The organism is Fictibacillus sp. FJAT-27399 (genome assembly GCF_001510655.1).
GTDB lineage: Bacteria > Bacillota > Bacilli > Bacillales > Fictibacillaceae > Fictibacillus_C > Fictibacillus_C marinisediminis.
In genome coordinates this window covers 338549-357696 of sequence record NZ_LMVC01000005.1, presented here as the reverse complement: position 1 = coordinate 357696, position 19148 = coordinate 338549, and the positions used below count along the sequence as shown (strand labels likewise).

Genomic DNA, 19148 nt, shown 5'->3' with positions numbered 1-19148 from the left:
AGCCTTGCTGGGCTCCTTTTTTAATGGATCATCTGTTTGACTAGATCACGGTTGCGTTTTTTGAATACTTCATTATGAGAAGAAACCATTGCCACTTTTTGAGCTTCAGGTTCGATGAATTGTTTTGCTTTGTTCACAGCGTTAGCTGCGTCTTGAAAGGCTCCGGAAATCAGGTTCAATTTACCGTCATGTTTGAGTATATCTCCAGCAGCATACAACCCCGGGACTGAGGATTCGCTGTTTGAATTGCCTGCGATATAAAAATTTTCTTCAAGTTCAATTTTCAGGCTGCTATTTCCAAGAAGTGATGTATCCTGTTCATAGCCATGATTGATGACCACTTCATCTATGGGCAGATAGGTAACTTCACCAGTTTCATGGTTCGTTAACTCGATCTGTTCAATTACTTCATGGTTCGGGCATGCGAATAGTTTAGAGATTGATGTGTTAAAGATGCAGTCTGCACAACTGTTCATAAGCTGTGTCACTTGAGCTTCATGGCCGGCAAGTGTTCCTTTTCTATACGTTAAGTATACTTTTTTAGCGATATTCACTAATTCATTCGCCCAATCGATCGCTGTATTTCCTCCGCCGGAAATAATTACCGTTTTATCCTTAAAATGCTGAAGTGACTTCACCGTGTAGTTTAAGTTAGACACTTCAAATCTTTCGGCACCCTCAATCTCCAGCTTCTGCGGGTTTAAGATACCGCTCCCAACAGCAACGATTACCGTTTTGGAATAATGCACTGCACCATTAGCGCCTTTCAGGATAAAGATACCATCTACATTCTGCGTAATCGATTCTACTTTTTCATTCAAAACGACTTCAGGGTCGAACGTCAGTCCTTGCTCAACAAGTTTTTCGATAAGCTTTGCTCCTGGAAGTGGTGTGTGGCCGCCTACATCCCAGATCATCTTCTCAGGATACACATGAATTTTTCCGCCTAACTGGGGCTGGAATTCAATGATCTTTGTCTTCATTTCCCGAAGTCCGCTATAAAAGGCAGAGTAAAGCCCTGCTGGCCCACCGCCAATAATCGTTACATCATAAATTTCTTTTTCCACATGCGTTCTCTCCTCAGAAAGAAATTAATATTGATTATCATTCTCAATTAAAATATATATCGAATCGTCCATTTTTACAATAAGTATTTTTCCTGAAGAAAGTAAAAAATTTTAAAATGCATGTTCTCAAGTTATAGGGTATTATGATTTCAGACCCATATACGAATCCTTGGAGGAGAATATGATGAAGAACGATATACAGCTGCTAGGGGAATTATTGATTAAACGAAGACATAAGATTGCCGAATCGGTTCACGCTGATCGAATGGAAGGCGTGGCCATGACTCAGGCGGAGAAAAATGAATTCCAGAAAATTGAGCCGCGAATCATGGAAATACGAGCTGAATTTATCACCCTGTTTGGAGAAGCATTAACTGAGCACGATAATCGAAATAAAACCATTGAAAAGATGAAGCAATGGGGAAAAGAAACGGGTGACTATTTCTTTAAACTGGGAGCCCCCCTTGATGAGGCATTAAAAGATACAAGCTATTATCGTAATTACATTTGGAAATCCATCAAAGAAGAGGCGACCATTCAGGGAATGTCCGCTGAAACGATTTTTGATGTTATTGAGATCATCGATCCTCTGCTGGATCATGCAGTATATTATTTCAGTCTGACCTATGTTCAATCTCATCAAAATATGCTTGAACAGGCAAAATCAGCCTTTTTGGAGTTATCGGTTCCCATCGTTCCCTTGATTAAAGGGACAGGGGTGCTGCCGTTAATCGGGAACATTGATACAGAAAGAGCTCGTTTACTGATGGAAGAAACATTGAGTCAGGCCGTAAAATTAAAATTGGAGCACCTAATCATGGATGTTTCAGGTGTAATGATAGTCGATACGATGGTGGCCGACCAGTTATTTAAAGTGATCGATGCTTTAACCTTGTTGGGCGTTACGACGATCCTTACAGGCATTCGCCCTGAGGTGGCACAAACGATGGTTGCCCTGGGATTAAACCTCGATAAAATAAAAGTTAAAGGTAATTTGCATCAAGCCTTTATGGATATACAAGCGTTGTAGATGAAAAGGGGCTGTCCAAGAAGTCTGTAAGCTGTTGATTTCCGTTCCAGGCTGCTCGCTTTCCGCGGGGCGTGCGGTGAGCCTCTTGGTGCAAGCACCGGCGGGAGTCTCACCTGTCACGCTAGCCCCGCAGGAGTCTCGCATCTTCCACTTCAATTAACTTTTCATTGAAGATTTTTCAAGCCAAGGGGCTGCCTGAAGGTCAATTTTCGACTTTCTGGACAGCCCCTTTTCTTGCTTATGAATCACATAGTGATTACAACTTTTCCTTGGGAGTGTCCTTCTGCAAAATACCTGAATGCTTCGGGAACTTCACTCAGCTTATAACTTCTATCAATAACTGGTTTTACTTTGCCGGACTCAAGAAGTTCTTTCATAAAAACCAGATCCTTTTGGTTTTGCCTTTGTAAGATGTTACCCATTTTCTTACTTCCGGCCATTGAAATCCAAGGCCCAAATGCCATGGCTTGGAACATTTGAGCACCGGAGCCTCCAACCATAACATAATTTCCATTGGGACTTAATAAACGCTTATAAGCTGAAATCGGCTGATATCCGTTAGCGGCAAGAATCAGGTCATAACTTTCCGCTTTCCGGGTAAAATCCTCCTTTGTATAATCAATGGCATGGTCTGCGCCAATCGACCGGACAATCGTTAGATTTCTTGTACTGCACACAGCCGTTACCTCAGCCCCGAACGATTTGGCGATCTGTACTGCGAAAGTCCCCACACCACCAGAGGCACCATTAATCAAAATCTTTTGCCCCGGCTGAATCTTGCCTTTATCCCGCAGAGCCTGCAGGGCCGTTACTGCCGCCATAGGCACCGCAGCCGCTTCCTCGAAAGATAGATTGGCTGGTTTTAGTGCCAATGCATTTTCGGGAACAGAAACATATTCGGCAAAACCACCCCAGCCACAACGGGATAAATCACCGAACACCTCATCGCCAGGTTGAAACTGCTTAACATCTTTGCCAACCGCTTCAACCCGGCCTGCTATGTCACCACCGGGTATGGAGTATTTAGGTTTTAGAAGACCGAAAGCAAAGCGGGCCAAGAACGGTTCCCCTTTCAAAAGAACCAGGTTCCCATAATTCACAGACGCAGCATGAATTTTCACCAGTACTTGGTTGTCCTCAGGAATAGGCTTTTCCACCTCTGTTAATTCAAGAACATCCGGCGGACCATATTTGTGATAAACAATAGCTTTCATAACATTCCTCCCTACTAAACTTTGATTTGTTCATTTTTTCTCATGAATAAATAAAAATATCGCTTAAAAAACCTACAAAAGACCCATTAATCTAAAGATATTCGAACTAAGAAGAAGGTAGTCATGCGTGCCAAATTCTTTTGAGGTAAAATAAAAACGATTGTATGAAAAAAATCAAACGTTGTATTAAGTATAATCCTGAAAAATCGGTATTGAAGTACAATGCCTGAGATGCCATTCATTTAAATGAAAAAGATTTCGAATTATTATCGAAGGCTTTTTTTGCTGAAATGGAAAGTGCCTTTATTAATTAATGGACCAAAAATCAAGGAGTGTTCTTTTTCATGGAGATCAAAGCAGATAATCTAACAGGACCTGAAATAGCCAGATTAATAGGGGAGCATCTTCAGGGGATGGAGCTTCATTCTCCGCCAGAAAGCAGGCATGCCCTTAACCTTGAAGGACTAAGGAAACCGGATATTACGTTCTGGAGTGCTTGGGAGGATGGAGAATTATTGGGCTGCGGGGCACTGAAAGAACTGGACCGCCAGCATGGAGAGATCAAATCCATGCGAACGTCGGCTGCCCATTTGAGAAAGGGAGTTGCGAAGCGGATGCTGCAGCACATCATGGAGGAAGCGAAGCGGCGCGGCTATCGGAGGCTCAGTTTGGAAACGGGCTCCATGAAAGCCTTTGAACCGGCCAGGAGTCTTTATGCCAGCTTCGGGTTTCAAACCTGTAAGCCGTTTGCAGAATACATAGAGGATCCCAATAGTGTATTTATGACAAAGGATCTATAAAACCATATCGTTTCTTAACGGTTGCTTCAATAAGGATTTATAAAGTCTCTTTATACTTTAAACGTAAACCAATTTAAAGTTTTGAGGAGATGAGCAAATGAAAAGGAAAAAGAAGAAGGCATTACTTGCTGCGATTGCAGCTGTCATAGTAAGCTCACTGAGTTTAGGGAATGGACCATCCGCTTCTGCAGCAGAACAAAATGCAAACCACTTTGGTCCAAAGGATTTTGATCTGCAGGCTCACCGCGGCGGGATGGGACTTACTGTTGAATCGACGATCGCATCGTTTTCCCATGCACTTGAGCTGGGAGTCAGCACACTTGAACTGGATGTCCAAATTACGCAGGATCATAAAGCGGTTGTTACGCATGACCGTAAAATTTCAAGCGGGAACTGTAAGGATACCAAGCCTGCGTATCCAGGGGATCCGGAGTATCCTTATGTCGGCAAATACATAAAAGATCTGACGCTCAAACAGATACGTACCCTTGATTGCGGCTCAACCACCAAGCCGCAGTTTCCAGGGCAGGTGACAAGTCCGGGAGCGAAGATGCCATTGCTGACGGAAATCTTCGACCTGGTCAAACGCTATAAAGCAGATAACGTTTGGATGAACATCGAAACAAAGGTGGAAGCAGGTGCTCCCGAGGAGACCGCACCCCGCGAAGAATTTGTCCAAACCGTAGCCCGCCAGGTCCGTGAGGCAGGTATGCTGAATCGGGTATCGATCCAAAGCTTTGACTGGGGTTCACTCATGCGCATGGGTGAAATAGAGCCGAGATTGCCTTTAGTGGCACTTACCAATGGACCGCAGTTTCTTCAGCCTGGCCAGCCGGGTGCCTCTCCGTGGTTAGGCGGAATTGACATTGACGACTTTAACGGGGATTTGGTTGCAGCTGCCCACTCTTTCGGTGCAAACGCAATATCTCCAGTGCATGGCTTCCCGCAGGATGGCAAAATAACTGATGACAACTATGAGCCTTACGTAACGAAACAAATGGTGGATGAAGCACATAAAGCAGGGATGAAGGTCATTCCATGGACAGTTGACGACAAGCCAACCATGAACAAACTCATGGACGACGGCGTTGACGGAATGATTACCGATTATCCGGACCGTCTGCGTGAAGTGATGGCAGAGCATGGCTTGGAGCTGCCTAAGCAATATCCTGCACCAACCAAATAGTTTGCCAGAAAGAAAGAGCGGCACTGCTGAAAAAGTATGCCGCTTTTTTGTTGTGATCAAAAAGCCCATAGGGAGCTTGTATCGTTCTTACTTTAAGTTGAAAATACCCTTCCCGGTTTCCATATTTATTGGCAATGATGAATGTTCATGTGTGATGGTCCAGGATTCGTTTTCTTTTCTTAAACCGAATGTGAATCGATTTGTCAGCTGACGAAGTTTCTCTCCAGATTCGTTGTGAGCAGCGAACGTAACAGCACAATGAACGAAAGCGAGATTCGTATTTTCTTCAACTACTAAATCATTAAAATCTATTTTGAGTACAACACCTTCCTCACGTAAACCATTAAACCAGCCATTCACCATTTCCTTCCATTGGGAAATGCCGATACTCTCCCAGTTTTCCCAACAATCATACACATGTATGTCAGAATCGTATGCAGATAAAAATCTCTCAACATCTTTCTCATATACTGCAGACCGGTAATTTTCCAGAACGTCCTGAACTTTATTAAAACCAACCCTCATGAATTCATCTCCTTTACTTATAAATTTAAGTTTATTTATAACCATTACTATATTCGATATCCCCAACATTCTTCCTTCTTCAACGATCGAAGGACGCCATTCCTCCACATACTTTTTTACGTACATTCCTTTCAGTTTCTTTAATCCTCTGTAACTTGATTTTTACAATCAAAGAGTAACGTTGAATTGGTGCGGATTATGCATTAACGAGACTTAACAACAAAGGAAGGTATGTTTTTAAATGAATAGATTCATTGAAGGAACGATGAAACGGTCTATCCTTATTTTAACTTGTGTGGTCCTTATATTAGTGTGGGGCGGATTCTCCGCCTTTCAAATGCAGCGCGATTACCTTCCGCCGATAAACAATACAGCACTGATGATCACCATCCAGGCAGACCACTATCAGGCCGATCAGGTCAAGCCTATTACGGGAAAAGTGGAAAAAGCCGTCCATTCCGTGGATAATCTGGATTACATGGAGATGAACTCGTTTGACGGAGGATTGATGGGAAGCTTTTATTTTCCCGGCCACACCGATATGGAAAAGGCAGAAAAGGAAGTAAAGGCGGCTGTTGATAAAATCAGCCTGCCAGCAGGTGTAAAAACACCTTTGGTGACACGGGTCAGCACGAACTCCTTTCCTGTGATGCGATTAAGTTTGACCAGCGCTTCAAAAAACATCGATGAAAATGAGCTCCGTTCTTCGATTCAGAAAAAAGTAGCAACTGAAATTGAACGGATTCCAGGTGTTCGTGAAGTGCGTGTAACAGGTGGCGGAAACGATGGCTACATGCTGACGCTGAAACAAGGTGCCCTCGAAAAATACGGTGTAACAGGAAAAGATATCAAACAAGCTCTTTCTTCCATCCATCCCGTATGGCCTCAAGGAACGATCGAACAAAACAATGGGTCAAACCGGCAAGTAACGATGGCCATCAGAGTAACAGATTGGACGATTGATAAGAGGGACCTCAGCAGCATAAAACTTCCTACAAAAGGGGGCAAGACGGTTGCCTTGCAGGAAGTGGCCAAGATCGATAAAGGCATTGTCGATCACCAGTCCCTTTCCCGGACGAAAGGGGATCCCAGTGTCCTTCTGGACGTTTTGAAAACCCCTTCGTCCAACATTACCGATGTAACACAACGGATAAACGATCGGTTGAGAACCATTCCGGAAATACAGTCCAAAAAGGCTCATCTCACCGTTTTATCCGATCAGGGGAAAGAGATTGACTCCGCCTTGCAAGGATTGATCAAAGAAGGACTGTTAGGCATTCTATTTACGGTTTTATGTGTCTTCTTCTTTTTCAGGAATGTCCGGTCCACATTGATCATCGCATTGTCATTGCCAATCTGTCTTCTTACCGCTACAGCTATATTGAAAGCCATGGGCATCAGTTTGAATTTTTTAACGATATCCGGTTTGATTGTTGCGATGGGCCGTGTGGTCGATGATTCGATCGTTGTCATCGATAATATGTACCGAAAACAGATGAAAAAGAACGGACAACCGTTACGGACCACACAACTGGCGAGCGGGGTGGTGGAAATGATTCCAGCCATCGTGTCGTCCACGGCGACAACCGTTGCTGTGTTCATTCCCATCTCCATTATCGGGGGAATGATCAGTTCTGCCTTTTCAGGATTCGCATGGTCTGTCGTTATTGCCCTTATCACATCACTTGCAGTGTCCATCCTGGTCGTTCCAGCCTTAGCTCATAAGCTATGGAGCAAACAGGACATGGGCAAGACACCTGAGATCGAAAGGCCGGCACTTAACATTCTGCAATGGGCCTTTCATAAGAAAAAATGGGTGGTGAGCGCAGCACTTGTTCTCTTAAGCATTACCATTGCCGTTGCTGCCTTCCTTCCCGTCAACTTTTTTCCTAGAGGAAATTCGAAGGACGTGGCGATCCAGATTGAACTTCCCGAGGACGCACAGCTTACTGATGTTGACGCAGAGGTGAAAAATGTTGAATCGATCTTAAAGAACAACTCAAACGTAGAAACGTATTCTTCAACCCTTGGATCGAACTTTACACCCATTTTTGATGATGTATTTGATGAAGGCGGAGGGTGGATGCAAAAACATAACATCGCCAATGTTACTGTTGGAATTAAGCCGGAAACCGATCCGGATGCTTTCATAAAGCAATTGCGGCAGCAGTTTACTTTGTTATCAACATCTGCCGTTTATACCGTTTCCAATCAGGCCATTTCGGGGGACGATTCGAGATTAAAGGTCATCTTAACTGGTGCTGATCACATAGATTTGAATAAAGCGGCGATTCTGGTGCGAAACAAACTCCAGATGATTCCAGGTCTGAGCGTGGAAGGAACGGCGAGTGATTCAGATGAATCGATGAAATATCAGCTGTCACTGAATCAGGCAAAAATCGAGCAGATGGGCATCAACGTTGACGATGTCCTGAACCGGATCAATCAATATCTCCCGCAGGACGATAAGGTGACCTTGTCAGCAGGCGATAAGAAAATACCGATTGAGATTCATTCCAGTGCTGAAGAAATTCCGATACAAAAGAACGATCCGGATCCGCAAAAAACGATTCTTTCCAAAATTGGCCATGAAATGTTCACGGCAAAAGACGGTTCAAAGGTATCACTTGCGGAAATCACCACCTTGAAAATGGACACCCAGTCGGTGATCAGCGAAAAGGATGGACGCCCATTCACTGCGGTTTCCGGAAATATCGTGACGAGAGACATCGGCAGTGTCACGAAGCAGGTAAAAGAAACCATGAACAGTCTCGATCTTCCTGCAGGAATGGAGTATACGATCGGGGGAATCTCAAAACAGGTGAAGCAAATGATAGTGGAGATGGGAATGGCATTATCTCTTTCTGTCCTCCTCGTACTGCTGATCGTAAGTGCCGTTTTCCGCGGCTGGTACGCGCCGGCTGCTGTGATCCTATGTATCCCGCTGGCGCTGATCGGTTCGGTTTGGAGCATGGTCATATTTAAGCTGGAATGGAACCTTGCTGCATTGATCGGCATGCTCATGCTCGGAGGGATCGTCGTCACAAACGGAATTGTGCTCGTCGATAAAATTGAACGAAACCTTGCAGAAGGGTTGGAGACGAAACAAGCCATTCTGCAAGGAACGGCAACCAGAGTACGGCCGGTGTTGATGACGGCGGGAGCGACCATATTCACTCTTCTCCCATTGGCACTTTCTGGCGGCGGCAATGTCATTATTTCAAAAACGCTGGGAGCCGTCGTCATCGGAGGGATGATCAGTTCAACGCTCATCAGCCTTCTGGTTATACCTATCATGTATCAATGGCTCTTTTCGAAAGCGAAAAAAACAAAAATGGACCAACGAAAGAAGCTGCCGGCATAATACTGAACAGAAAAAAGAGCTGTCCAACAAGCAAAGAGGGACAGCTCTTTTTTTACGTGCTTTTATTAGTTTTGAGGCTTTACGGTTGGATAATATCCTTTAATCTTCTTCCAGTTTTCCCTGTTCAGGCGCTGCCTGTCCACGGTATCTGGCTTCGAGAAGTCCATATCTTTCGGATAAAGGCTTGCTCCTGAAGTTGAAGCAGTACTTGCAGTGCCCGTGTTTTTCAACTGGCCATCTGAAGTCCAATACTTCGTTTCCTGAAAGTTATATGGAGCGAAATTTGGGCGCGATGTAAAGGAATTGAACATCGGGATCGCGGCCGATTCGTTTTGTGTCATCGGCTGTAAGCCAAGGATCAGCTCCATCGTTCGGAGTACGGCCGGTGTGTCATAGAATGTGCTGTCCACTTTTCCGAGCTGCGTATACGGGCTTATCGCAAGTGCAACACTTCGATGGGCATCCACATGGTCAACACCGCCCTGGGCATCATCTTCAACCACAAAAATCGCCGTGTCTTTCCAATACTTCGAATGGCTGATAGTGTCAACCAGCTTTCCTAGGGCATGGTCATTCTGGGCAACGATTTCCTGAGGGCCCCACTTCGATCCGCCCGTGTGGTCATTCGGCAAATAGACGGTTTCAAAATTAGGGAGATTACCGTTCTGTTCATATTGTTTGAATTCCTTATTCCATTCGTCGTAACGCGTAATATCCGAAATGTCCAGATCCCAGCTCGGATAGTTCGGATCGTAGTTCCCTCCGAAATCGGTCGTATCCGGATTGTTCGGCAAATAGGTTTTCGTCTCGGGATCGTACCGGTAGGCGAACTCGCCGTAGTTTCTAAACGACTTACCTGCTTTCATGGCCACATCCCAAATATAACCATCTTTTGAACGGGTATAAGGAGCTTCATCCAATTGGCTGCCACCGCCGCCGCCATCAAAGTCGTAATCGCGGTTTTTGCCGGAGTAGTTGGCCAGCCAGTTTTTTTGTACATAATCATTGGCTTTTCCTTGCGTCGTCCAGTTGTGGCCGTCAGCACTTACCTCCGCATCCGCATAAAAATTGTCCAGCGTCACAAACTGTTTCGCAAGCTTATGGTGGTTTGGAGTCACATCCTTGCCATAGATCGCCAAGCTTGGATCGCCATTGGTATTCTCTGCGTCTCCAAATACCTGATCGTATGTTTGATTCTCTTTAATCACATATATGACATGCTTGATCGGAGACTTCCCTTGTTCCGGATAGCGGGGAATAGGGAATGCCTCACTATTATCCTTATTCATATCCCACCAGCTATTTTTGGAGGCTTGAGAAACATTGTTGTTTTTGTTCGTCTGATCGGAATACTTCTTCAGCTGCTCCTCATCAGGAACGTTCAGGATGGACAGCGATCCATTAATCATATTTCCGAGCCATTGTTTTGATTTGTCATTTGGTCCGGCTCCGAGTCCCTTCGCATTGATCGCGTAAATCTCCTTATCATCCTTGCCAAGGTAAACTCCTGTCGGATACCAGCCGGTTGGAATCAAGCCTTTCACCCGAGCCTGATCTTGCTGTGCAACATCAATTACCGCAACATCATTGTTGCCTGCGTTCGCAGCGAGCAGTGTTTTTCCGTCTTTGCTTACGGTTAAGGAATCCGGCTGGCTCCCGGTCGGTGCACCTTTATACGGAGCGAGGGAGACCTTATTCGTTGCCTTTAGCTGTTTTGCATCAATGATGGAAATGTCATCGCTGTCTGAATTTGCGGCATAAATGGTGCCATTCACGGGGTTCACGGTGATCGCATTTGGATGGAGTCCTACCGGAATGGTCTTTTTAACCGACATATCCTTCGTATTTAACGCTGTAACGCTGCTTTCTCCCCAATTGCTCACATAAAGCGTGCTTCCATCTTTGCTCAGCTCAGCCGCATATGGTCTCTTGCCAACAGGAGTAGTGGCAGTGATCTGGTTGTTTTCAAGATTGACTTTGGATACAGAGTGATGCACATTATTTGCCACATAAAGAGAATTGCCATCAGGTGCTACCGAAATTCCCGCAGGATAAAATTCTGAGTTTTTATCATCCTTCATGAGAATCGGATCTTTTTCCGTCAATTTGCCGCGGTTGAAATCAAACACGCGCACTTTGTTGTTGCCGCCGGCAGATGCGTACATTTTTTTGCCGTCAGGACTGAAGGCTACACCAAAATACAAGGCTTCAGGCCATTCATACGGGATCGTCTGTACTACCGTTTTCGTTACGGTATCGATCACTTGCAGGGACTGTGTGCCCGCCCCGGCATTCGAGACGACGAGATATTTTCCATCCGGGGAAAGGGCACCGCCAATTGGGAAACTCCCCAAATTCACCTGTTTTCCAGCCGGAGTGAGGTGCCACCCGTTTGGTGTAACAGAAGTGCCGTCACCCTTAGGCCCTGCCAAAAGGGTATAGGCTGCAGATGCGCTCGACCCGATAAAAAGAGAAGCTAACGCCACACCGGCGATCGTTTTCTTGTATTTCCCTATCAACTTCATACACATTTCGCTCCTATTTATTGAATTTGCAATCATATAGAAGCATAGCTTTTTCATATAAAGTTACCGTGTTAGAGAAGTGAAGAAAATGTAAAGGGTTCATGAAATTTCCGGTCGTGATTTTTGTTATAATTTACCTGTTACTATTGAAACCGGAATGGGACGTTTTCAATGTTTAAGGATAAAAGATTACTATATTTAAGAGAATTACGAATTAGGAGGTTTTGAAATTGTATATCGTAAACGTACAAGGTGCCATTTTAAAAGGCATGCACCTGGCATTCTATCATTGGTCGGGAGAAGGCATTGCCTATGACGTGTTGGAAAGAACGCTGAAAAGAGAAATAGAGGAAGAAAAAGGAGTTCAAGTGAAAGATCAATTGAAATATGTACATAGTTCGTGCTTTGTTTCTAATCGAGGAAATCCTGTTCTTGATGTCGTTTTCCTTTGTAAATACGGGGAAGGGTTAGCATATGCAAAAAGCTGTGAAGAGGTTGATGATGTGTTATGGATGACTTCTGAGGAAGTAATGAACCACCCAAAATCGCCTTCATGGTTAAAAGAAAGCTTTAAACGGATAGAGGGTTTATTGACAGGTAATGCGGACTAATGAAATTTTATATCGCCTCAAGCTTTAACAATATACCCAGTGTGACTTATGTTAGTGAAAAGCTGAAAATCAAGGGCTTTATACAAACCTATGATTGGACGAAAGAAAGAGCCTCAACGATTGAAGATTTAAAGGATATCGGGCAAAAGGAAAGGGAGGCTGTGATCGAAGCTGATTTTTTAGTCGTGCTGCTCCCCGCAGGAAAAGGAAGCCATATTGAACTTGGGATTGCGCTGGGTTCGGGCAAAACCATCTATCTTTATTCTCAGAATGAAGAGATCTATAACTTTGAAACAACCAGTACGTTTTATCACTTGCCTGAAGTGGAGCATGTAATGGGGACGCTCGATGATTTAGTTTTTATTCTTACAGGTTCTTCTTAAAAATCGGGGGGTCATTTGATGTTTTTTGTGCAAATGTCAGGTTTTCCGGGTTCCGGCAAGTCCACACTTGCTCGAGAAATAGCAAAAAGATCGGGAGCAGTCATTATTGATCATGACATCGTTAAATCTGCTTTATTGTATAGTATGGAAGAAATCCAAATAGATTCAAGGGCAGCAGGCAGGGTTTCCTATGAAATTGAATGGGCGTTGATTGACTTTCACTTATCCCAAGGACATGCTGTTATATTGGATAGTCCTTGCTTGTATGATGAAATGGTTGATAAGGGAACAGCACTTGCTGAAAAATATCATGTGAAATACAAGTACGTGGAGTGCTGCCTTGATGATCTAAGTAAAATAAACGCCAGGCTGAAAAACCGTAAACAAATGATCAGCCAAATAAAAGATATTAAGTCTGAAGCTGCCTTTGAAGAAACGATGGGAAACAGCAAAAAACCAGCCAATCATCAGTGTCTTGTTGTTGACACTGGACAGCCTTTAGAAAGTTACATAGCCGAGGTTATGAACTACATTAACGAGTGAAAAAGGGGATGGAAATAGAGGCGGCTCGGTTGTTCGGGAGAAAATTCGATCAGTTCTACATGTAATTTGAACGCAGGCTTTAAAAATATGGAGCACCTAGTGATTTAATGATCAAGTGGCCTTTTTGGCGACCCTCAAATGGCTTGTGCAAAACCGTTACTTGCGGTTCGACACATGTTACTTGCGAAAATGATGAGTTTACTTGCGAGATTTGGGACTTTACTTGCAGAAATCCTCCATTTACTTGCGAAAACCCAGCTTTTACTTGCAGAACGCATCATTTTCATAAAAAATCGATCTGCCATACGCGTGGACCCATTGCGAGAGGGAGGCTAAACAGTATAGGACTTAGATTACGAAAACTAATTCGAAGGACCTGGGGGCGGAGGATTGTTTTATTAATATTGACGCTAAGGATCAGCTGCATGCTTGTTTAGAGAGTATGTATTGTCTTCAAAGAGAACTCAAAATTCAAAGGTATTCATTGCCCATACAAGATAGACATATACTGAATGGATACTTGTGATCGGATGAGAAAGGAGCTATCACCTTTGACAAAATATCGGATCATGACCTTTGATGGAGGCGGTACCCTAGGTGCTTTAAGTTTACAGCTTTTGAATAGACTGGCTCAGCAAAATCCAAAATTAATTAGTCGGACCCATGTTTTCGCGGGAAATTCAATCGGTTCATTTACTGCCCTTGCGTTGGCAAGTGGAAGATCACCGAAGGAGACTTTCCAGTTCTTTAAGGAAAAAATCCTGCCGGCATTCAGCATTTCCCGACCAGGTGGGCCTGTTTTTAACCAACAATTACCCTATTCTGGTTTCATTAAAGCGGTACGAACATTTTTTCCATCAGATCTTCGTCTCAAAGACTTAAAAAGACGAATTGTTGTCCCTTCATTTCAATTATTCTCACCGGAGCTGAATCGTTGGACTCCTGTGTTATTCCACAACTTTCCTGGCTCTCCCTATTTAAATGAAAAAGCGAGTGATGTGATACTGCGGAGCAGCGGTGCCCCCGCGACGCAACGAGCCTATCAAAACTACGTGGATGGGTATACAGTAGCAACTAACCCAAGTACAGCCAGTATCGCATTTGCAGTGGGTAAAGCCAAAGTACCGTTGGATCAAATTGCGGTATTATCCATTGGAACAGGTGAAGCCCCGACTCAGTTAAGAAGAGATACGAAGGGGTGGGGAATGGTGAGTGCAGATAACATACGCCCCGAAAATCTGAAGAACCTTCCTCCAAATTGGGGAGTCCTTTTGGACCGATCGCCCAATGAACCCTTACTGCCATTTCTTCAGATTGTCGCGGGTGGAAATGGTTACTATGAATCCATGGTCAGTTCTAATCTTCTGGGAAATCGTTTTTTTCGGTTAGATCCACGGATCCCTAACTTCTCCAAAACGGACCCTGCCGTGGTTCCGGCTGTCATTGAAATTGCGAACAAAACCAATTTACAGCCTGCCGTTCAATTTATAGAGAAAAACTGGAACTAATAGTACTTACATCTCCTTAACTTTCAACTTTCCCCCACGAAAAACAGCTAAAAGCAGTGTGATTTCACCTCCGAAATCCACTGCTTTTAGCTGTTTTTATGCAATACCTACTGCGGGAGCCTGGCTTTTTCAGTTAAAACGAAATAACGCCGTATCCCATCATTACAATGACGACGAGCAGGATGATCAATACGATCCACATCGCAGGCATCGGGCTGCCTTTGCTTTTGCGGGCAACGAGCATTTCCATAACACCGATCAAGACAATCGCGAGTACGCCTTTTAGGACGTAAGTTAGCGGGAAGTGAAGGATGGAGAGCATCCATACCCCAGTAACGATCATGATGAGGTAGAACAGACGCTGCAGCATGAGCGTGATCTTTTGGCTCTTCGTAAAGTAGGTGATCAGGAACAAGATGACCATAATCGCCCATGAACCCGAGTGAGTATGTAATAGCGCATTAAACATTGGTTTTCCTCCTTTTAAACGTAATAACCGTATAAGTGCATATGAAACAATTCACATATTCATAGTATCGGTTCCCATCTGTTAAAACAAGGGAAAGCCATCAACGTCCCAAAAATGTTCAAATGTGGTGCCAGGCACCTTTACAATAGCAGACTCCCCACGATAAGCGCTCCAACTGCAAGCGGAATCTGCAGCACCATTCCGGCCGCTAAATATTTGGCTAACTTTACGCCATGAACTTTATTCATCGATCTCCATACACAGATCGAATAAGGAAAAATGATGAGAACAGCAGTGGCTACCCCGGGGGTATAGCCTCTAAAGTACATTGCTTGTAGCACATGCGTCACACCGTTCATAAAAAGCGTCGAAGCCAACAGCAGAAAAAGCGGCTGACCCGACGTGCGGTTTTTCGTAATATACGAGCACAATCCCACAATAACAAGCAGGATGAGCAGGACGCTCATCGCAAACGTACTCGTGGTCAGTTGGCTGACCGGCAGTCTGTTAAACGGCGTCTCTTGATGGTGTGCGTCCAGAAACGCTTTAATGGTTAACGTCTCCTCGGCATCATGAACGATAAAAGCGGCAGGAAAGAGCCAGATCAGCTTCATTGAAATCGTGGATCTGGTACCCGCCTGTTTCTGTAGATTCAGTTCTGCCCTAGTCATCCAGCATTTTATACATCATGATGTCATCCACATATTTGCCATCGATATAAAATTCATTCACCAGCAGACCTTGTTTGATAAAGCCGTACTTTTCATAAAAACGAACGGCTTTCGGGTTTGTCGCCATCACCCGGAGTGACAGCTTCTTTTTGCCGAGGCGCTTCATCCAGTCTTCGCCGGACTTCATTAATTCCTGAGCGACACCTTGACCCTGAAAATCAGGATGGATGGCCAATGCCAGCTCAGCGACATGCTTGTTGCTGTCGAGCGGGGTAGGGATACGGTAGGAAAAATATCCGCAGATCCGGTCACCGAAAAGAGCCAAGAGCTGGCTGCCTTCCGGACAGTGCTGGGCATATTCTTCAGTCGAATGCCAATAGATTTCAGCCGGAGCGGTATTTGTATTCCATACAAGGTTCTCCAGTTCAACCAGCTGCGGAAAGTCAAAGCGGCTGGACAGACGAAAGGTAAGATTGGTGATAGTCATCATATTCTCTCCTTCAAAGATTTCCACCCTTCTACTTCGTGCTTTTCATCATAAAACCCTTCTTCTTTTGACAAGTGAAGAAGAGTGTGAGATGATTTACCTAACGAACATTAGTTAGGGGATGAGATATGACAGCAGATAAAATTAAAGCAGCAGCACTTGCCCATTTTGCGAACCACGGCTACAGCGGGGCATCTCTATCGGGAATTGCATCCGACGTTGGAATTAAAACACCGTCGATCTATGCCCATTTTAAAAACAAGGATGAATTGTTTTTAGCGGTGACAGAAGAGGCGATCGCACACGAATGGGAAAAGGCAACCGCCTATTTTAACGACAGCAGCCTTTCGTTTAAAGAGAAGCTGTACGGATTTTTACAGCTGCAAATGGAAAACTACGAGCAGGATGAGCGGGCAAAATTTTGGCTGCGCACGTCGTTTTTTCCCCCAGAACATTTGGAGGAACAACTGATGGATCATGTGTACAGCTATCTGGATAAAATGGAGAGTATGCTGCTTCAGGAATTTAAAGAAGCGAAAGAACCGGGGCTTCAGGACTTAAACATCAAGAAGGCGGCTAAAGCGTACATTGCGCTGTTGGACGGCGTGTTTGTGGAGATGCTCTATGGCGGAGAGGGAAGCGCGGAAGAACGCCTTGAAGCATCATGGTATATGTACGAACGCGCGTTATTCAACTAAGAGGTGAACAGAAATGAATCGATATTGGACATTGGTCATCATGGGAGGCATTCTGGAGGTGTTGTGGGTCAGCGGACTGAAGCATGCGGATTCTGCTCTGGGATGGATCGGAACCGGACTTGTGATCGTCGTCAGCTTTTTCCTGATGATCCCATGCCTGGGTAAACTGCCGGTCGGTACGGTGTATGCCGTCTTTACCGGTATCGGAACCGCAGGAACCGTGCTGGCGGAGATGCTGTTCTATGACGAACCGGTCAGCTGGGCGAAAATTTCACTCATCGCGCTCTTGCTCGCCGGAGTTATGGGGCTAAAAGCCGTAACGGGAGAACCGAAAGAGAAAGGGAGTGAAGCGTAATGGGCTGGCTGTATGTGGTGCTTGCCGGTGGCTTTGAAGTGTTGGGGGTCATTGGCCTGAACAAGGTGAGCCAGAAGAAAAGCTTTATGACGTTCCTTTTTCTCATACTCGGATTTGCCTGCAGCTTCTCGCTTCTGTCCCTCGCCATGGAAACCCTGTCCATGGGAACCGCCTATGCGGTATGGACGGGAATCGGTACGGTCGGCGGTGTGCTTGTCGGCATGCTCGTGTACGGGGAATCGCGGGACTGGAAACGGATTTTATTTATGGCGATGGTGCTGAGCGCGGCCATTGGTCTGAAAGTAATTTCATAAAAATTTCCTTTTTTGAGTTTTGCTTTTTTTATGGGGAATCACTATAATAAGAGTTGGTAATAAACAGTCCAAATTCGGGCTGTTTTTTCTGGTTAGAGCGTATAAATGTTTATAAGCAAACCAATAGAAAATAAAACAGGTGAAAAGTATGAAACGAGCACGATTAATATACAATCCAACATCAGGAAGAGAAGCGATCAAGAAGCAGCTTCCTTATATTTTAGAGCGGCTTGAAATTGCAGGCTACGAAACGTCCACCCATGCAACGACACCGGAGGAAGGCAGTGCGACCCGTGCAGCCAGGCTCGCAGGTGAACGCGGCTTTGACCTTGTCATCGCAGCCGGCGGGGACGGAACCATCTATGAGGTAGTCAACGGTCTTGCCGATCTTGAACACCGTCCGAAGCTCGGACTCATTCCGGCGGGAACAACGAACGACTTTGCCCGTGCCCTTGGCGTGCCACGAACGATTGAAGGCGCGTGTGATGTTCTTTGTCAGGGATCGGAAATGCCGGTCGACATCGGAAAAGTGAACGATAAGTTCTTCATCAACATTGCAGGCGGAGGCCGTATTACCGAGCTGACGTATGAAGTGCCGAGCAAGCTGAAGACGATGATCGGGCAGCTCGCCTATTTCCTCAAAGGCATCGAGATGCTTCCGTCCATCCGTCCGACGTACGTTGAGATCGAGTATGACGGCAAGCTGTTCCAGGGCGAGATCATGCTGTTCCTCGTGGCCAACACGAACTCCATCGGCGGTTTTGAAAAACTCGCGCCGACGTCCGAGTTCAACGACGGCATGTTTGACCTTATTATATTGAAGAAAACGAATCTGGCTGAATTTGTCCGTATCGCGTCCATGGCGCTAAAAGGCGATCATATCAATGATGATCATATCATCTACACGAAAGCGAACCGGATCAAAGTACGGCCAACCGATAAAATGCAGCTCAACCTGGACGGTGAATTCGGCGGACTCTTGCCGGGCGAATTTGTGAACCTTCGCCACCACTTCCAGATGCTCGTGCCAAAAGAGCGCGTGAAACTAACAGAGGATGAGGCTTAAAGATGAGCCCCATCTTTTCTTTTTGTCCGTTAGCGGGAGAGTGATGTGGGTATACTCTTGCTAGAGCGGAAGGGATTTGCGGGTATGGAATGGGTGACCAGCTTGGAGTTGTGATCCTTTAACTAAGCGAGCTTAGTTACGGTTCATAACTCGGCTGGTCATTTGCTTCACAAATCTCCTGGCTCATACTTCGCCAGGGTCCCATTCCAGTCTATATAGAAGAAAAAGATTTGTCGTCTCTTTCAGGCATCAGTTTGCGATGAGTAATTGGAAGAGGACTCAAACTAATGTTTAAATTAAACGACTGTTTAATTAAACGATCGTTTAACAAG

20 protein-coding genes are annotated in these 19148 nt (G+C 45.0%); 13 read left to right on the top strand and 7 right to left on the bottom strand.

All coding sequences use genetic code 11. From position 1 onward, the window contains the following. Nucleotides 1-20: 20 nt before the first annotated feature. Nucleotides 21-1067 carry an NAD(P)/FAD-dependent oxidoreductase gene (locus AR335_RS19865; protein ID WP_062239115.1) on the bottom strand — a complete coding sequence of 349 codons (1047 nt, stop codon included), beginning with the start codon at nt 1065-1067 and terminating at the stop codon, nt 21-23. Between the two features lie 184 nt (nt 1068-1251). Between AR335_RS19865 and AR335_RS19860 the strand changes: the two genes are divergently transcribed. Together AR335_RS19860 and AR335_RS25285 are read left to right on the top strand one after the other, a co-directional pair. Then, nucleotides 1252-2097, top strand: coding sequence for an STAS domain-containing protein (locus AR335_RS19860; protein ID WP_062239112.1), 846 nt, complete (start codon nt 1252-1254; stop codon nt 2095-2097). Between the two features lie 34 nt (nt 2098-2131). Further along, on the top strand, nt 2132-2257 hold the full coding sequence (locus AR335_RS25285; RefSeq protein ID WP_255357609.1) for a hypothetical protein: 126 nt from the start codon (nt 2132-2134) through the stop codon (nt 2255-2257). Between the two features lie 85 nt (nt 2258-2342). Here AR335_RS25285 and AR335_RS19855 read toward each other — a convergent pair whose 3' ends face one another. Then, complete coding sequence (locus AR335_RS19855; RefSeq protein WP_062239109.1) at nt 2343-3311, bottom strand: NAD(P)-dependent alcohol dehydrogenase; 969 nt, start codon at nt 3309-3311, stop codon at nt 2343-2345. Between the two features lie 344 nt (nt 3312-3655). On the opposite strand from AR335_RS19855, the gene AR335_RS19850 reads away from it, so the two are divergent. Continuing rightward, on the top strand, nt 3656-4111 hold the full coding sequence (locus AR335_RS19850; RefSeq protein ID WP_062239106.1) for a GNAT family N-acetyltransferase: 456 nt from the start codon (nt 3656-3658) through the stop codon (nt 4109-4111). 97 nt (nt 4112-4208) lie between these two features. Continuing rightward, a complete protein-coding gene (locus AR335_RS19845; protein ID WP_062239103.1) occupies nt 4209-5297 on the top strand; it encodes a glycerophosphodiester phosphodiesterase in 1089 nt (362 codons plus the stop codon). A gap of 87 nt (nt 5298-5384) precedes the next feature. Here AR335_RS19845 and AR335_RS19840 read toward each other — a convergent pair whose 3' ends face one another. Then, a complete protein-coding gene (locus AR335_RS19840) occupies nt 5385-5822 on the bottom strand; it encodes a YybH family protein (protein WP_199805115.1) in 438 nt (145 codons plus the stop codon). Nucleotides 5823-6063: 241 nt separating this feature from the next. Here AR335_RS19840 and AR335_RS19835 point away from each other — a divergent pair, with 241 nt between their 5' ends. Then, on the top strand, nt 6064-9186 hold the full coding sequence (locus tag AR335_RS19835; RefSeq protein WP_062239096.1) for an efflux RND transporter permease subunit: 3123 nt from the start codon (nt 6064-6066) through the stop codon (nt 9184-9186). A gap of 65 nt (nt 9187-9251) precedes the next feature. Here the strand turns inward: AR335_RS19835 and AR335_RS19830 are convergent, their stop codons facing one another. Continuing rightward, complete coding sequence (locus tag AR335_RS19830) at nt 9252-11711, bottom strand: bifunctional YncE family protein/alkaline phosphatase family protein (RefSeq protein WP_062239093.1); 2460 nt, start codon at nt 11709-11711, stop codon at nt 9252-9254. A 230-nt stretch (nt 11712-11941) separates the two neighbouring features. On the opposite strand from AR335_RS19830, the gene AR335_RS19825 reads away from it, so the two are divergent. The 4 genes from AR335_RS19825 (at nt 11942) to AR335_RS19805 (ending at nt 14756) form a co-directional block, all read left to right on the top strand. Beyond that, nucleotides 11942-12322: an NUDIX hydrolase gene (locus AR335_RS19825; protein WP_062239090.1), complete on the top strand. Its 381-nt coding sequence runs from the start codon at nt 11942-11944 to the stop codon at nt 12320-12322. After that, nucleotides 12322-12705: a hypothetical protein gene (locus tag AR335_RS19820; RefSeq protein ID WP_062239087.1), complete on the top strand. Its 384-nt coding sequence runs from the start codon at nt 12322-12324 to the stop codon at nt 12703-12705. The genes AR335_RS19825 and AR335_RS19820 overlap by 1 nt, the downstream gene beginning before the upstream one ends. 18 nt (nt 12706-12723) lie before the next feature. Next, entirely contained in the window at nt 12724-13248 is a 525-nt protein-coding gene (locus AR335_RS19815; RefSeq protein WP_053355960.1) for an AAA family ATPase, read from the top strand. Between the two features lie 551 nt (nt 13249-13799). Beyond that, entirely contained in the window at nt 13800-14756 is a 957-nt protein-coding gene (locus tag AR335_RS19805; RefSeq protein ID WP_062239081.1) for a patatin-like phospholipase family protein, read from the top strand. 133 nt (nt 14757-14889) lie between these two features. Here AR335_RS19805 and AR335_RS19800 read toward each other — a convergent pair whose 3' ends face one another. From AR335_RS19800 to AR335_RS19790, 3 genes are all read right to left on the bottom strand, one after another. Next, a complete protein-coding gene (locus AR335_RS19800; RefSeq protein ID WP_062239078.1) occupies nt 14890-15225 on the bottom strand; it encodes a DUF1516 family protein in 336 nt (111 codons plus the stop codon). 140 nt (nt 15226-15365) lie between these two features. Next, on the bottom strand, nt 15366-15896 hold the full coding sequence (locus tag AR335_RS19795; protein ID WP_062239073.1) for an HXXEE domain-containing protein: 531 nt from the start codon (nt 15894-15896) through the stop codon (nt 15366-15368). Continuing rightward, nucleotides 15889-16383, bottom strand: a complete 495-nt coding sequence (locus AR335_RS19790) for a GNAT family N-acetyltransferase (RefSeq protein ID WP_062239070.1) — start codon at nt 16381-16383, stop codon at nt 15889-15891. Before AR335_RS19790 ends, AR335_RS19795 begins: the two co-directional genes overlap by 8 nt. A 128-nt stretch (nt 16384-16511) precedes the next feature. Between AR335_RS19790 and AR335_RS19785 the strand changes: the two genes are divergently transcribed. The 4 genes from AR335_RS19785 to AR335_RS19770 all read left to right on the top strand — a co-directional run bounded on the left by AR335_RS19785 (nt 16512) and on the right by AR335_RS19770 (nt 18816). After that, the gene (locus AR335_RS19785) at nt 16512-17081 is read left to right on the top strand and encodes a TetR/AcrR family transcriptional regulator (RefSeq protein WP_062239067.1); all 570 of its coding nucleotides are present in this window, start codon (nt 16512-16514) and stop codon (nt 17079-17081) included. 13 nt (nt 17082-17094) lie between these two features. Further along, a complete protein-coding gene (locus AR335_RS19780; protein ID WP_062239065.1) occupies nt 17095-17436 on the top strand; it encodes a DMT family transporter in 342 nt (113 codons plus the stop codon). Then, a complete protein-coding gene (locus AR335_RS19775; RefSeq protein ID WP_053355953.1) occupies nt 17436-17750 on the top strand; it encodes a DMT family transporter in 315 nt (104 codons plus the stop codon). Before AR335_RS19780 ends, AR335_RS19775 begins: the two co-directional genes overlap by 1 nt. A gap of 148 nt (nt 17751-17898) precedes the next feature. Continuing rightward, a complete protein-coding gene (locus AR335_RS19770) occupies nt 17899-18816 on the top strand; it encodes a diacylglycerol kinase (RefSeq protein ID WP_062239062.1) in 918 nt (305 codons plus the stop codon). Nucleotides 18817-19148: the final 332 nt, after the last annotated feature.

What these genes read in the sequence shown, in the direction of transcription:
- AR335_RS19770 (WP_062239062.1), top strand. Translation starts at nt 17,899, where the DNA reads ATGAAACGAGCACGATTAATATACAATCCAACATCAGGAAGAGAAGCG.
- AR335_RS19845 (WP_062239103.1), top strand. Translation starts at nt 4,209, where the DNA reads ATGAAAAGGAAAAAGAAGAAGGCATTACTTGCTGCGATTGCAGCTGTC.
- AR335_RS19780 (WP_062239065.1), top strand. Translation starts at nt 17,095, where the DNA reads ATGAATCGATATTGGACATTGGTCATCATGGGAGGCATTCTGGAGGTG.
- AR335_RS19790 (WP_062239070.1), bottom strand. Translation starts at nt 16,383, where the DNA reads ATGACTATCACCAATCTTACCTTTCGTCTGTCCAGCCGCTTTGACTTT.
- AR335_RS19835 (WP_062239096.1), top strand. Translation starts at nt 6,064, where the DNA reads ATGAATAGATTCATTGAAGGAACGATGAAACGGTCTATCCTTATTTTA.
- AR335_RS19860 (WP_062239112.1), top strand. Translation starts at nt 1,252, where the DNA reads ATGAAGAACGATATACAGCTGCTAGGGGAATTATTGATTAAACGAAGA.
- AR335_RS19830 (WP_062239093.1), bottom strand. Translation starts at nt 11,711, where the DNA reads ATGAAGTTGATAGGGAAATACAAGAAAACGATCGCCGGTGTGGCGTTA.
- AR335_RS19775 (WP_053355953.1), top strand. Translation starts at nt 17,436, where the DNA reads ATGGGCTGGCTGTATGTGGTGCTTGCCGGTGGCTTTGAAGTGTTGGGG.
- AR335_RS19800 (WP_062239078.1), bottom strand. Translation starts at nt 15,225, where the DNA reads ATGTTTAATGCGCTATTACATACTCACTCGGGTTCATGGGCGATTATG.
- AR335_RS19850 (WP_062239106.1), top strand. Translation starts at nt 3,656, where the DNA reads ATGGAGATCAAAGCAGATAATCTAACAGGACCTGAAATAGCCAGATTA.
- AR335_RS19785 (WP_062239067.1), top strand. Translation starts at nt 16,512, where the DNA reads ATGACAGCAGATAAAATTAAAGCAGCAGCACTTGCCCATTTTGCGAAC.
- AR335_RS19855 (WP_062239109.1), bottom strand. Translation starts at nt 3,311, where the DNA reads ATGAAAGCTATTGTTTATCACAAATATGGTCCGCCGGATGTTCTTGAA.
- AR335_RS19840 (WP_199805115.1), bottom strand. Translation starts at nt 5,822, where the DNA reads ATGAGGGTTGGTTTTAATAAAGTTCAGGACGTTCTGGAAAATTACCGG.
- AR335_RS19820 (WP_062239087.1), top strand. Translation starts at nt 12,322, where the DNA reads ATGAAATTTTATATCGCCTCAAGCTTTAACAATATACCCAGTGTGACT.
- AR335_RS19815 (WP_053355960.1), top strand. Translation starts at nt 12,724, where the DNA reads ATGTTTTTTGTGCAAATGTCAGGTTTTCCGGGTTCCGGCAAGTCCACA.
- AR335_RS19795 (WP_062239073.1), bottom strand. Translation starts at nt 15,896, where the DNA reads ATGACTAGGGCAGAACTGAATCTACAGAAACAGGCGGGTACCAGATCC.